This window comes from Couchioplanes azureus (genome assembly GCF_014648355.1).
Lineage (GTDB): Bacteria > Actinomycetota > Actinomycetes > Mycobacteriales > Micromonosporaceae > Actinoplanes > Actinoplanes azureus.
On the sequence record NZ_BMQY01000011.1, the window covers coordinates 155,683 to 168,123 of the forward strand.

Genomic DNA, 12,441 nt, shown 5'->3' on the forward strand with positions numbered 1-12,441 from the left:
AGGCGGAATGATGGACATGGACACGTTGACACTCGACATGCGGGTGATCAGTACCGATCGCGACGCCGAGCGTGCCGGGGAACGCGCACGCCAGCTCCGGACGGCGATCCTCGCCACGGACGTCGACGAGGCGCGACCGGCGAGCGGGGGACCGGCTCCCGCGGGCGCCAAGTCGGGCGAGGTGCTCGCCGTCGGCGCGCTCGCGGTGACGCTCGCGCCGGTGGTGCTGGAGTCGCTGATGGGTGTCGTCGCCTCGTGGCTCAGCCGGCAGCCGGACGACATCGAGCTGGAGATCGACGGGCAGCGCTTCCGCGGCCACGTGACGAAGGCGCAACGCGACGAACTGGTGGCGGCCTATCTGCGGCGGCTCGACGCCGGGCGATGAGCGGTTCCCCTCCCCGCCGGGCACTGCTGCTGGGATGCACCACCTTCGCCGACCCCACCCTGGCGTCGTTGCGGTCGCCGCGCCGCGACGTCGAGGACCTGGAACAGGTGCTGAGGCACTCGCGCTCCTGCGGCTACGACGTCAGCACCGAACTGGACTGCACGAGCCGCACCGCCCAGCGGGCGATCGAGGGCTTCCTGGCACGGGCCCGGACCACCGACGGCATCAACATCCTCTATCTGTCCTGTCACGGGATCCAGGACGACCGGGGGCGGCTGCACTTCGCGTTCGCGGACACGGAGAAGGAGTATCTGAGCTCCACGTCGGTGTCGGCCGACTGGGTGCGTGACCGGGTCGACGCGAGCCGGTCGAAGTCGACGCTGATGCTGATCGACTGCTGCTTCAGTGGCGCCTTCATCGACGGCATGCAGGCCCGGTCGGGCGCCGCCGTGAACGTCGAGTCCCTGGTGACCGGGATTCCGCAGGGGCGCCGCCTGGCGGTCCTGACCGCCTCCGGGGACTCGGAGGTCAGCCTGGAGGACGCCGCGTCGGCCGAGGTCCGCCCGTCGTACTTCACCGAGGCGATCATCGCCGGCCTGTCCTCCGGCGCCGCCGACCTCAACGGCGACGGCCGGATCACCGTGGACGAGCTCTACGAGTACGTCTACGACCGGATCCTCACCGGTCCCTCGCCGCAGCGCCCGCGCCGGCTCGGCCTGGGCGAGGGTGCCCTCGTCGTCGCCGACGGTCTGCCGGCGCGGGAGCAGGCATCTTCCGGGCCGGCACCCGAGCCGTCCACGGCGGAGCCCGCGGCCCGTCCGGCCCCGGCGCCGCCGGTCCGCGAGCCGCATCCGGCTTCGGCCCCGGCGCGGCAGCCGGCCGTTCTCCGGGTCCAGGGGGTGCTCGGCTACGCGTCGTTCGACGGGCAGTGGGTGGTGATCGGCAAGGACGGCGTCGGCCAGGCGCACAAGGGCGAGCGCCGGTTCCACGTCGGACGGCTCATCGGCGTCGCGAGCCGGCCGGCGACCCGCCTCACCCACGGCTTCCTCCAGGTCCTCGTCGAGGGGGTGGAGCCCGCGCCCGTCGCCCGCTTCGGCGCGCACGCCGGCCGGCCGCCGATGGAGGACTTCGCCTCCATCTCGTTCGCCCACAAGGCCAACGCGGACGTCGAGCGGCTCTGCGCCGCGGTGCAGGCGGCCATCGACGTGGGGCGGGGTGTCCGGCCCGCCGCCGAGGCGGAGGCCGGGATGGCGGTGCACTCGGCGGTGTCCGGCGACCGGCCTGCCGGCCCCGCGTCGCCCACCGGGACTCCCGGCGGCACACAGACCGCCGGGAGGCAGGCCGAGGTCGCCGCCGAACCCCGGGCGCAGGCGCAGGCGGGCGAGCGCGCCGGCGCCGAGGCCATGCTGCGCCTGCCCATGGTCGCGGTGGACGGTGTGGTGTCCTGCGACTTCGACGTCGTGCGGTGGCTCGCGCCCTGGCGCGAGCAGTGGGCCGCGGGGCGGGAACCGCCGCCCTGGCTGCCGGGCCTCACGCGGTGCCTCGGCGAGTACGCGGCCCCGCCGGGCCATCCGGACGCGCACTTTCAGCCGTCGCCGGAGTATCTCGGCGGCTTCCGGGAGGGCCTGCGCCGGACCTGGCACGGCGCGGCGCACTCCGGCCTCATGCCCGCCGATCGCGAGACACTGCTGCGGTGGCTGGCCCAGCCCCCGCAGGATCCCCGGCTGCCCCCGGTCCCGGCGACGACCACCATCGCGGATCTCCAGGCGGCCCGCGGCCGGGCCAATCGCCGGGCCGTGTTCCGATGGATCGGCCGTCCGCTGATGTGGCTGTCCATCGTCCTGCTCGCGGCGATCGAGGTCGTGGCCCTCGTGGACACGCTCCGGGGCGGTGGCCTCCGGGACGAGAACGGCGAACCCTATGCGAACCAGACCGCCGCGGCGATCGGCTTGAACGCCTGCTTCGTCGTTCCGCTCGCCCTGCTGGTCACACTGGCGCTCGTGGACCTGCACCGGATGCGGCGTGGGCGACGGTAGCCGACCTCCCGGCCGGCCGGGACGGGACCTCCCGGCCGGCCCGGCGGGTCACTGCAGCTGCAGCGGGACGACGTCGGGGGCGCCGAGGCGGGCGGCGTCCGCCGTTTCGTCGTCGGGTTGTTCCTGGGATGCGCGTTCCGCCTCCACGCGCAGGCGGTAGTTCTCCACCTCCCGGTCCCGTTGTTCCTTCGTCCAGCCCAGCACGTCGCCCATCAGGTCGGCGGCCATCGGGGCCGCGGCCACGCCGCGGTCGAAGGTCTCGATGGAGATGCGGGTACGCCGGGTGAGCACGTCCTCCAGGTGGCGGGCGCCCTCGTGGCCGGCGGCGTACGTGATCTCCGCCCGCAGGTGGTCGTCGGCGCCGTCCAGGGGCCGGCCGAGCGACGGGTTCTCGCGGATCAGGTCCAGCAGCTCGTGCACCAGGGAGCCGTACCTCTTGAGCAGATGCTCGACGCGGGCCACGTGCAGGCCCGACTCCTCGGCCAGCACCCGGCGGCGGTTCCACAGTGCCGTGTAGCCCTCCGCGCCGAGCAGGGGTACGCGTTCGGTGCACGAGCGGGGCACCGAGCGGCCGAGGCCGTGGACCGCCGCGTCGATCGCGTCCCGGGCCATCACGCGGTACGTGGTGTACTTGCCGCCCGCCACCACGACGAGACCCGGGACCGGGCTGGCGACCGTGTGCTCGCGCGACAGCTTCGAGGTCGACTCCGACTCGCCGGACAGCAGCGGGCGCAGGCCGGCGTAGACGCCCTGGACGTCGCTGCGGTCCAGCGGGGTGGCCAGCACCTGGTTCACCTGGTTCAGCAGGTAGTCGATGTCGGTGCTGGACGCCGCCGGGTGGGACTTGTCCAGGGCCCAGTCGGTGTCCGTGGTGCCGATGATCCAGTGCCGGCCCCACGGGATGACGAAGAGCACGCTGGTCGGCGTACGGGTGATCAGGCCCGTCGACGACTGGATCCGGTCGCGCGGCACCACCAGGTGGATGCCCTTGCTCGCGCGGACGTGGAACTGGCCGCGCTCGCCGACCAGCGCCTGGGTGTCGTCCGTCCACACGCCGGTGGCGTTGACGACCTGCTGGGCGCGGATCTCGAAGGTGCGGTCGTGCTCCAGGTCGTGCACGCGGACGCCGGTGACGCGCTCGCCCTCGCGCAGGAAACCCACCACCTCCGCGCGCGACGCCACGTGGGCACCGTACGACGCCGCCGTGCGGGCCAGGAACATGGTGTGCCGGGCGTCGTCGATCTGGGCGTCGTAATACTGCAGCGCACCGACCAGGGAGTCCTTCTTCAGGGCCGGGGCGGCCCGCAGCGCGCCGCGGCGCGACAGGTTGCGGTGCCGGGGCAGCCCGCCGCTGGCGGTGGCCATCAGGTCGTAGAGCTGCACGCCGGTGCCCGCGTACAGCCGTTCCCAGACCCGGTGTTGCAGCGGGTAGAGGAACGGCACCGGGCGGGTCAGGTGCGGCGCCAGCCGTTGCAGGATCAGGCCGCGCTCCCGCAGCGCCTCGCGGACCAGCGCGAAGTCGAGCATCTCCAGGTAGCGCAGTCCACCGTGGATGAGCTTGCTGGAGCGGCTGGAGGTGCCCGACGCGAAGTCGCGCGCCTCGACGAGCCCGACGGACAGGCCGCGGGTGGCGGCGTCGAGCGCGCAACCCGCGCCCGTCACGCCGCCACCCACGACCAGGACGTCCAGCTCGCCCTCGGCCATGGCGGTCAGGGCCGCCTCACGGCCGGCGGGGGAGAGAGCTGTGTTGTCAGTCAATGTCTACCCAATCGAGAGTGCGCTGGACCGCCTTCTTCCAGCGGCCGTACCCGTCTTCGCGTTGCTCGGGGGACCACTGCGGCTGCCAGCGCTGTGATTCGTTCCAGTTCTCGCGCAGCTCGTCGGTCGACTTCCAGAAGCCGACCGCGAGACCGGCCGCGTACGCGGCGCCGAGCGCGGTCGTCTCCGCCACCACCGGGCGGCTCACCGCGACGCCGAGCACGTCGGCCTGGATCTGCATGCACAGGTTGTTGACGGTGATGCCGCCGTCGACCCTGAGCACGTCCAGGGTCACGCCGGAGTCCTGCGCCATCGCCTCGACCACGTCGCGGGTCTGGTAGCAGATCGACTCGAGGGTGGCCCGGGCCAGGTGCGCGTCGGTGTTGAAGCGCGACAGGCCCACGATGGCGCCGCGGGCGTCGGAGCGCCAGTACGGCGCGAACAGGCCGGAGAACGCCGGGACGAAGTAGACGCCCCCGGTGTCCGGGACCTGCGACGCCAGCGTCTCGCTCTCCGCCGCGGAGTTGATCACGTGCAGCTGGTCGCGCAGCCACTGCACGGCCGAGCCGGTGACCGCGATCGAGCCCTCCAGGGCGTAGACCGCCGGGGCGTCGCCGAACTTGTAGCAGACCGTGGTGAGCAGGCCGTGCTCCGACCGTACGAGGTCCGTGCCGGTGTTGAGCAGCATGAAGTTGCCCGTACCGTAGGTGTTCTTGGCCTCGCCGACGTTGAAGCAGACCTGGCCGACCGTGGCGGCCTGCTGGTCGCCGAGGTCGCCGGTGAGCGGCACCTCCCCGCCCAGCGAGCCCGGGAAGCGGGCGACGCCGTAGGTGTTCGGGTCCGACGACGGCCGGATCTCCGGCAGCATCTGCCGCGGGATGCCGAAGAAGCCGAGCAGCTCGTCGTCCCAGTCGAGGGTCTCGAGGTTCATCAGCATGGTGCGGCTGGCGTTGGTGACGTCGGTGACGTGGTTGCCGCCGTCGACGCCGCCGGTCAGGTGCCAGAGCAGCCAGCTGTCGGTGTTGCCGAAGAGGGCGTCGCCGCGCTCGGCGGCCTCGCGGACCCCGTCGACGTTCTCCAGGATCCACTGGATCTTGCCGCCGGAGAAGTACGTCGCCGGGGGCAGGCCGGCCTTGCGCCGGATGACGTCGCCGCGCCCGTCGCGGTCCAGCGCCGAGGCGATCCGGTCGGTGCGCGTGTCCTGCCAGACGATGGCGTTGTAGTACGGCCGCCCGGTGCGCCGGTCCCACACCACCGTGGTCTCGCGCTGGTTGGTGACGCCCAGCGCGGCCAGGTCGCTCGCGTGCAGGTTGGCCTTCTGCATCGCGGTGCGGATCACCGACGCCGTACGGTCCCAGATCTCGATCGGGTTGTGCTCGACCCATCCGGCCTGCGGCAGGATCTGCTCGTGCTCCAGCTGGTGGCGGGCCACCTCGTTGCCGCCGTGATCGAAGATCATGAAACGGGTGCTGGTCGTGCCCTGGTCCACTGCGCCGACGAAGTCAGCCACGTCGTGCCTCCACGGTCTCGGGGGTGTCGGGTAGGCGGCCCGGTTCGGGGGCGTCTTCCTTGGGCAGGAACCGTCCGACCAGCGCCTTGTAGAGCCCGGCGCCGAGCAGACCGCCCAGAATCGGTGCCACGATCGGTATCCAGAAATACAGGTAGCCGGTCTGGTCGCGGAACGCCCCGCCGTACCCGGTGAAGAAGCTCGCCAGGCGCGGGCCGAAGTCGCGGGCGGGGTTGATGGCGTAGCCGGCGTTGGTGCCCCAGGCCATGCCGATGGCGACCACGAGCAGGCCGATGACGAACGGTGCGAGGTTCGCCGCCGGGGGAGTGCCGGCCGCGTCGGTGATCGCCAGGATCAGGAACAGCAGGATGGCCGTACCGATGATCTGGTCCCGGAAGGCGCCCCACTCATCGACGGGAAGTGTCCCGTTTCCCGGCAGGGTGGAAAAGACGCCCTGCGTCTTGATGGTCAGGTCGGGGTCCGCCTGGTGCAGGACCTCGGTGTAGTTCCATCGCACCAGCAGCGCGGCGACGAACGCGCCGAGGGTCTGGGCGAGGCAGTAGGGAGCCACCTTGCGCCACTCGAAGCCCTTGAAGGCCGCGAGCGCGATGGTGACGGCGGGGTTGAGGTGTGCGCCGCTGATGCGTCCGGCGACATAGACGCCGAGCATCACGCCCAGGCCCCAGGCCCAGGCGATGCTGTCATGATCGCCGATGCCGCCGCCCACGACCTGCGCGACGACACCGACCCCGAAGAGAATGAGGATCATCGTTCCGGCGAACTCTGCGGCAAGTTCGCCGGCGAGACCCGGAATCTTCAAGCGTGCTGCCATGCCGAAGAAGCTATGAAGGGCGTCACAGCGCGGCAATGAACGTCGTTCGGCATTGTCGAACGGGAACCGATGAGCCCGGGTTACGTCGTGGCATAGAGTCCGTAACGTGCCCGGAACGGTCCAGTCGATCGAGCGAGCTGCCGCGATCCTGCGGATGCTCGCCGGCGGCTCGGGGCGGCTCGGGCTCGGTGAGATAGCCCGCTCGCTCGATCTGGCGAAGGGTACGGTGCACGGGATCCTGCGCACGTTGCAGCACGTCGGCTTCGTGGAGCAGGACCGGGCGTCGGGCCACTACCAGCTCGGTGCCGCGCTGCTGCACCTGGGCACGAGCTATCTGGACATCAACGAGCTGCGGTCCCGCTCCATCAACTGGGCGGACCCGCTGGCGGCACGCTCCGGCGAGGCCGTCCGGATCGGCACGGTCCTGGAGGGACGCGTGCTGGTCGTGCACCACGTGTTCCGTCCCGACGACACGTTCCAGACCCTGGACATCGGCTCACTCCTGCCGCTGCACGCGACCGCGCTCGGCAAGGTGCTGCTGGCGTACCGGGCGGCCCGCCCACCGGAGTCGCCCGAGCGCTTCACGCACCGCACGGTCGTGGCACCCCGGGAGCTCGCCGCGGAGCTGGACAAAGTACGCGAGGCGGGGTGGGCCGCCGACATCGAGGAGTACACCGTCGGCGAGGCGGCCGTCGCCGCGCCGATCCGCGGATACGGCGGCCTGGTCGTCGGCGCCATCGGCGTCTCGGGCCTGGTCGAGCGGATCTGCGACAGCAGGTACCGGCCACGGCCGAAACTGGTCGGATACGTCCGCGACGCCGCCCGGGCGGTCTCCCGCGACCTGGGAGCCGCCCGGCACTGAGCAGCAGAGGGAGGGCCTCGTGACCGAGCGCTTCGTGGTCGCGATCGACCAGGGAACCACGTCGACGCGGTGCATCGTGTTCGACCGGCGCGGCCAGCTCGTGTCCCTCGCCCAGCAGGAGCACAAGCAGTTCTTCCCGAAGCCCGGCTGGGTCGAGCACGACGCCGCGGAGATCTGGCGCAACGTGGAACGCCTGGCCCCGCTCGCGCTGCGCCGCGCCGGCATCACCCTGGACCAGGTCGCCGCGGTCGGCATCGCCAACCAGCGGGAGACCACGGTGCTCTGGGACCGGCGTACGGGCGCCCCGATCGGCCGCGCGCTGGTCTGGCAGGACACCCGCACCGACTCGCTGGTGCACCGCCTGCTCGCCGAGCCGGGCGCCGAGCAGGTGCAGCAGCGGTCGGCGCTGCCGCTGGCCACGTACTTCTCCGGGCCGCGGCTGCGCTGGATGCTGGACCACACCCCGGGCCTGCAGGAGCGGGCGGAACGCGGCGAGGTCCTGTTCGGCACGATGGAGACCTGGCTGATCTGGAAGCTGACCGGCGGCGAGGTGCACGCCACCGACGTGACCAACGCCAGCCGCACCAACCTGCTCGACGTGCACACCCTCGACTGGTCGCCCGAGGCGCTGCGCTTCTTCGGCATCCCGCGGGCCATGCTGCCCGAGGTCAGGCCGTCGGTGGAGGTCTTCGGCACGGCGACGGAGGCCTTTCCGGGGGTACGGATCGGCGCCGCGCTCGGCGACCAGCAGGCGGCGCTGTTCGGCCAGACCTGCTTCACGCCCGGAGAGGCCAAGTGCACGTACGGCACCGGCAGCTTCCTGCTGCTGAACACCGGCACGGAGCTGGTGCGCTCGGACAACGGGCTGCTCAGCACGGTCGCGTACCAGATCGGCGGCGAGCCGGCCCACTTCGCGCTGGAGGGCTCGATCGCCATCACCGGCTCGCTGGTGCAGTGGTTCCGCGACCAGCTCGAGCTGATCACCAGCGCTCCGGAGATCGAGACGCTGGCGCGGACGGTCACGGACAACGGCGGCTGCTACATCGTCCCGGCGTTCTCCGGCCTGTACGCCCCGCACTGGCGCTCGGAGGCGCGCGGCGTGATCGTCGGGCTGACCTCGTACATCACCAAGGGTCACCTGGCCCGGGCCGTGCTGGAGGCGACGGCCTGGCAGACCCGCGAGGTGGTGGACGCGATGAACGCCGACTCCGGGCTGACGCTGAAGACGCTGAAGGTCGACGGCGGGATGACGGCGGACAACCTGCTCATGCAGTACATCGCGGATGTCCTGGACGTGCCGGTGGTGCGCCCGCTCGCGTCGGAGACGGTGTCGCTCGGCGCGGCGTACGCGGCGGGCCTGGCCGTGGGCCACTGGCCGGACCTGGAGGACCTGCGGCGCAACTGGCACCGTGCGGCACAGTGGCTCCCGGCGATGGACCCGCGACGGCGCGACACCGAGTACGCGAACTGGCGGCGCGCCGTCGAGCGCACCTTCGACTGGATCCAGCCGGACTGCTAAGGTTTCCCCGTCGCCGGGCAACCGGGCGGCGTGCGGACGTAGCGCAGCTGGTAGCGCATCACCTTGCCAAGGTGAGGGTCGCGGGTTCGAATCCCGTCGTCCGCTCTCTTCCCCCTCAGACGAAGGCGCTCAGCCCCGTGACCGCCCGGCCCACGATCATCGTGTTGATCTCGCGCGTGCCCTCGTAGGAGTAGAGCGCCTCCGCGTCCGCCACGAACCGGCCGATGTCGTAGTCGAGCACGATGCCGTTGCCGGCGAGCAGCTCCCGCGCCCAGCCCACCACCTCCCGCATCCGCGTCGTCGTGTACGCCTTCGCCAGCGCCGAGTGCTCGTCCCGGAACTCGCCCGCGTCCTGCAGCTGGGCCAGGCGCACGCACATGCCCATCGCGCCGGTCACGTTGCCCAGCATGCGCACCAGCAGGTCCTGCACGAGCTGGAACCCGCCGATCGGGCGGCCGAACTGCTCGCGCTCCTTCGCATACTTCAGCGCGATCTCGTACGCGGCCAGCATCACCCCGACGGCCTCCCACGCCACACCGCTGCGAGTCTGGCGCAACACCTTGGCCGTGTCCTTGAAGGAGCGCGCGTTCTGCAGCCGGTCGGCCTCCGGCACCTCGCACCCGGTCAGCGTGATGTCGGCATTCTGCACGGTCCGCAGCGCGATCTTGTTCTCGATCCGGGTCGCCGCGAAGCCCGGGTTGTCCTTGTCCACCACGAAGCCCTTGACCTGGTCGTCCGCGACGTCCCGGGCCCAGACCACGACGAGGTCGGCGAACGTCCCGTTGCCGATCCACCGCTTCCGGCCGTCGAGGATCCAGCGGTCGCCGTCCCGCCGGGCGGTGGTACGCAGGCCCGCGGCCACATCCGACCCGCCGGTGGGCTCGGTGAGAGCGAAGGCGCCGATCTTCTCGAACGTCCGCATCCGCGGCAGCCAGCGCTCCCGCTGCTCCGCCGAGCCGCAGGTCTCGATGCTGCCCATGGCCAGCCCCGAATGCACGCCGAAGAACGTGGCCATCGACGCGTCCGCGTGGGCCATCTCCAACGCGATCCATCCGGAGAGCAGGTTCGAGTGCTTGGCCCCGGCGATGCCGAGATCGGCGAAACCCTTGACGAGCGGGAAGGGGAACTCGGCCCGCGCCCAGTGGTCGTTGGCCACCGGGACCACCTCGGCGGCGAGGAAGTCCCGGACACGCCTCACCACCTCGGCGTCCTCGGGGGTCAGCAGGTCCTGGAAGCGGTAGAGGTCACCCGCGAGCAGCTCAGACATGCGCGCCCTGATACCCAGACGATCCAGTCGCTAGACGTCGATCACCGACGATGGTGGCGAAGGCCGCGTCCAGCACCCGGTCGGGCAGGACGCGGGACAGCACGCTGGTCAGTCGCGAGTCGCGGCCGACGCGGTACCGCGACTTCGGGCGCCGGGCGGTCAACGCGTGCGCGACGGCGTCGGCGAAGGCCTCCGGCCGGGTGGCGCTCGCCCTGGCCCGCCGGTCGTTGGCTGCCAGGAACCGCAGGAAGCACGCGCGATACAGTTCGGCCACCTCCGCCGGTGCCCCGTCCAGAGTGCGGTGTCCCACCTCGGACACCTTCTCCCAGATCGGTGTCCTGATGGCGCCCGGCTGCACGACCGAGACGCCGACGCCGAAGGGCCGCAGCTCACGCCGGAGGGCGTCGCTGTAGCCCTCCTTGGCGAACTGCGAGGCGGCGTAGGCGCCCAGGTAGGGACTGGCGATCCGGCCGAGACCGGAACTGACGTTGACGATCCGCCCGTGGGCCATGCGCACCAGGGGCAGGCTGGCCCGGATCACCGCGTGGTGGCCGATCAGGTTGGTCTCCAGCTGGTGGCGCAGCTGATCGGCGGACACGCACTCCAGCGGCGCCGAGACGCAGATGCCGGCGTTGTTGACCAGCCCCCAGAGGCCATGGGCGCCGACCTGCGCCGACACCAGCGCCACGGCCTGCGCGACGGACTCCTCGCGGGTCACGTCGAGCAGGACGGGACTCAGCCGCGGGGACGACGCGGCCCGCAGCGCCTCCGCGTCGGCCTCGCGGCGGACGCCGGCGAAGACCTGGAAACCGAGGTGGTCCAGGTGGCGGGCGCACGCGCGGCCCAGTCCCGTGGACGCACCCGACACGAGGACCGCGCGGCCCTTTTCGACCTGCTCAGACAACGGGGGTCCCTCCTCGGTGCGGGTCCGCCGCCACGGCGGACAACAGTGTGGTGACGCACGCGTCCGCCAGCCGCTCCGCACGGGTGCGGGGCACGATGCCGTCGACGTACGTGAAGTTCCAGAACAGGCGGCCGTGGGTGGTGTTAACCGTGGCCACGAAGTAGCCGGAGACGGAGATGCCGGCGACGAACTGCGCGCCGGACAGGCGCCAGGCGCCGATCTCGTCCGGGAACCCATGGCGGCCGAGGTTGGACAGGCACAGGTTGCCCGGCCCCTGCCGCTCCACCTGGCGCACGAACCGGGCGCTCGCGGCCGGATCGGACGGGCCCGCCCAGCCCAGCAGGCCGATCATGGACAGGTGCTCGCCGCGCCGTCGCCGTCGGGCGAGATCGGCGGTGACCGCGCGGGCCGCCGGCCACAGCGACGCGCCCGGCCGGTGGGTGACGAACGACGGTACCGTCGCCACGTACGCGCCGACCTCGTCCGGCGCCACCGGGGGATCCAGGTCCCGGCGGAAGTCGACGGGCGAGCCCACGACGACACGCCGGCCCGCTCCGGTGCCGGCGTCCTCGGCCACCGCGGTCGCCATCGCCGCGGCGAGCGCTCCGTGCACGGTCGCGCCCTCCCGCCGGCACGCGGCGGCGAGCGCGCCGACCTGCGCGGGAGACAGCGACCGGTGGAGGAACCCGGTGCGCCGGCGCTCGAACGGCACCGCTGTGCTGGCCGCGACCCGCCGGGGCCGCCAGCGCAGCCGCGCGATCTGGTCCCGCAGCTGAGCACCGACGACGGCGAGGGCGCCGCTCGTGCCGCGGTGGCGGCGGGGGAACAGGTCTTCCGGGGCGGGCAGGACCCGGGCCGGGGGCGGTTCGCCGGCGCCCGTCCGGTATCCGTCGGCGATCCGGATCCACTGCTGGAGCAGCGAGAGCGCGGTGGTGCCGTCGGCGATGCAGTGCGCAGCGGTCAGGATGAGGTCGTGGGCGTCGTCGTCGCGGGCGACGACGACTGCGCGCAGCAGCGGCCCGGTGCGCCAGTCGAGCCGGTCGACCAGCTCCCGGTCGTTGATCTCCTGTTGCCACCGCGTCGGCGCGTCCGCGTCCGTTGCGGTGACGTGCCGCAGCGGAATCGTGGCCGGGCACGGCACGAAGGCCGCCGCCCGGCCGGCGCCGGTGGTGATCGCGACCCGCAGCAGCGGATGCCGGGCCTGTAGCCCGTCGAGCGCGCGCCGGGCCAGCTCCGCCGGGAACCGTCCGTGCAGCCGGACCCGGGCGATCACGGGGAGCGGGGAGATCTGGTCGGCGATCCAATACCACCGTTCGAGCGGGCTCAGCGGCCGCCGGACCTCCGGGCCGGCGTGTCGTCCCACGCAGGTGT

The 12,441-nt window shown here is 72.3% G+C and carries 10 protein-coding genes and 1 tRNA gene; 5 read left to right on the top strand and 6 right to left on the bottom strand.

Annotation, left to right across the window (positions count from 1 at the left end):
- The first annotated feature begins 16 nt into the window (after positions 1-16).
- Together IEY99_RS29735 and IEY99_RS29740 are read left to right on the top strand one after the other, a co-directional pair.
- Positions 17-385 (top strand): hypothetical protein, encoded by a 369-nt coding sequence (locus IEY99_RS29735; RefSeq protein WP_229799365.1) that lies wholly within the window; start codon positions 17-19, stop codon positions 383-385.
- Positions 382-2,421: a caspase, EACC1-associated type gene (locus IEY99_RS29740; RefSeq protein ID WP_189207408.1), complete on the top strand. Its 2,040-nt coding sequence runs from the start codon at positions 382-384 to the stop codon at positions 2,419-2,421. The genes IEY99_RS29735 and IEY99_RS29740 overlap by 4 nt, the downstream gene beginning before the upstream one ends.
- 48 nt (positions 2,422-2,469) lie before the next feature.
- On the opposite strand, the gene IEY99_RS29745 is transcribed toward IEY99_RS29740, so the two are convergent.
- The 3 genes from IEY99_RS29745 to IEY99_RS29755 are packed head-to-tail and all read right to left on the bottom strand — an operon-like array spanning position 2,470 to position 6,518.
- Positions 2,470-4,125: a glycerol-3-phosphate dehydrogenase/oxidase gene (locus IEY99_RS29745; RefSeq protein ID WP_189207464.1), complete on the bottom strand. Its 1,656-nt coding sequence runs from the start codon at positions 4,123-4,125 to the stop codon at positions 2,470-2,472.
- Positions 4,126-4,171: 46 nt separating this feature from the next.
- Positions 4,172-5,689: a glycerol kinase GlpK gene (gene glpK, locus IEY99_RS29750; RefSeq protein ID WP_189207409.1), complete on the bottom strand. Its 1,518-nt coding sequence runs from the start codon at positions 5,687-5,689 to the stop codon at positions 4,172-4,174.
- Positions 5,682-6,518 (bottom strand): MIP/aquaporin family protein, encoded by an 837-nt coding sequence (locus IEY99_RS29755; protein ID WP_189207410.1) that lies wholly within the window; start codon positions 6,516-6,518, stop codon positions 5,682-5,684. The genes glpK (IEY99_RS29750) and IEY99_RS29755 overlap by 8 nt, the downstream gene beginning before the upstream one ends.
- Before the next feature lie 106 nt (positions 6,519-6,624).
- On the opposite strand from IEY99_RS29755, the gene IEY99_RS29760 reads away from it, so the two are divergent.
- From IEY99_RS29760 to IEY99_RS29770, 3 genes are all read left to right on the top strand, one after another.
- Positions 6,625-7,380, top strand: a complete 756-nt coding sequence (locus IEY99_RS29760) for an IclR family transcriptional regulator (RefSeq protein WP_189207411.1) — start codon at positions 6,625-6,627, stop codon at positions 7,378-7,380.
- Between the two features lie 19 nt (positions 7,381-7,399).
- On the top strand, positions 7,400-8,899 hold the full coding sequence (glpK, locus tag IEY99_RS29765) for a glycerol kinase GlpK (RefSeq protein ID WP_189207412.1): 1,500 nt from the start codon (positions 7,400-7,402) through the stop codon (positions 8,897-8,899).
- A gap of 32 nt (positions 8,900-8,931) precedes the next feature.
- A tRNA-Gly gene (locus IEY99_RS29770) sits at positions 8,932-9,004 on the top strand.
- Positions 9,005-9,014: 10 nt separating this feature from the next.
- Here IEY99_RS29770 and IEY99_RS29775 read toward each other — a convergent pair.
- Genes IEY99_RS29775 through IEY99_RS29785 form a run of 3 tightly spaced genes read right to left on the bottom strand, consistent with a single transcriptional unit; the run spans position 9,015 to position 12,433 of the window.
- Complete coding sequence (locus IEY99_RS29775) at positions 9,015-10,166, bottom strand: acyl-CoA dehydrogenase family protein (RefSeq protein WP_189207413.1); 1,152 nt, start codon at positions 10,164-10,166, stop codon at positions 9,015-9,017.
- Positions 10,159-11,070 carry an SDR family NAD(P)-dependent oxidoreductase gene (locus tag IEY99_RS29780; RefSeq protein WP_189207414.1) on the bottom strand — a complete coding sequence of 304 codons (912 nt, stop codon included), beginning with the start codon at positions 11,068-11,070 and terminating at the stop codon, positions 10,159-10,161. The genes IEY99_RS29775 and IEY99_RS29780 overlap by 8 nt, the downstream gene beginning before the upstream one ends.
- The gene (locus tag IEY99_RS29785; RefSeq protein WP_229799366.1) at positions 11,063-12,433 is read right to left on the bottom strand and encodes a phthiocerol/phthiodiolone dimycocerosyl transferase family protein; all 1,371 of its coding nucleotides are present in this window, start codon (positions 12,431-12,433) and stop codon (positions 11,063-11,065) included. The genes IEY99_RS29780 and IEY99_RS29785 overlap by 8 nt, the downstream gene beginning before the upstream one ends.
- Positions 12,434-12,441: the final 8 nt, after the last annotated feature.

Coding starts and splice junctions, on each gene's coding strand:
- IEY99_RS29755 (WP_189207410.1), bottom strand. CDS start 6,518: ATGGCAGCACGCTTGAAGATTCCGGGTCTCGCCGGCGAACTTGCCGCA.
- IEY99_RS29745 (WP_189207464.1), bottom strand. CDS start 4,125: ATGGCCGAGGGCGAGCTGGACGTCCTGGTCGTGGGTGGCGGCGTGACG.
- IEY99_RS29775 (WP_189207413.1), bottom strand. CDS start 10,166: ATGTCTGAGCTGCTCGCGGGTGACCTCTACCGCTTCCAGGACCTGCTG.
- IEY99_RS29735 (WP_229799365.1), top strand. CDS start 17: ATGGACACGTTGACACTCGACATGCGGGTGATCAGTACCGATCGCGAC.
- IEY99_RS29740 (WP_189207408.1), top strand. CDS start 382: ATGAGCGGTTCCCCTCCCCGCCGGGCACTGCTGCTGGGATGCACCACC.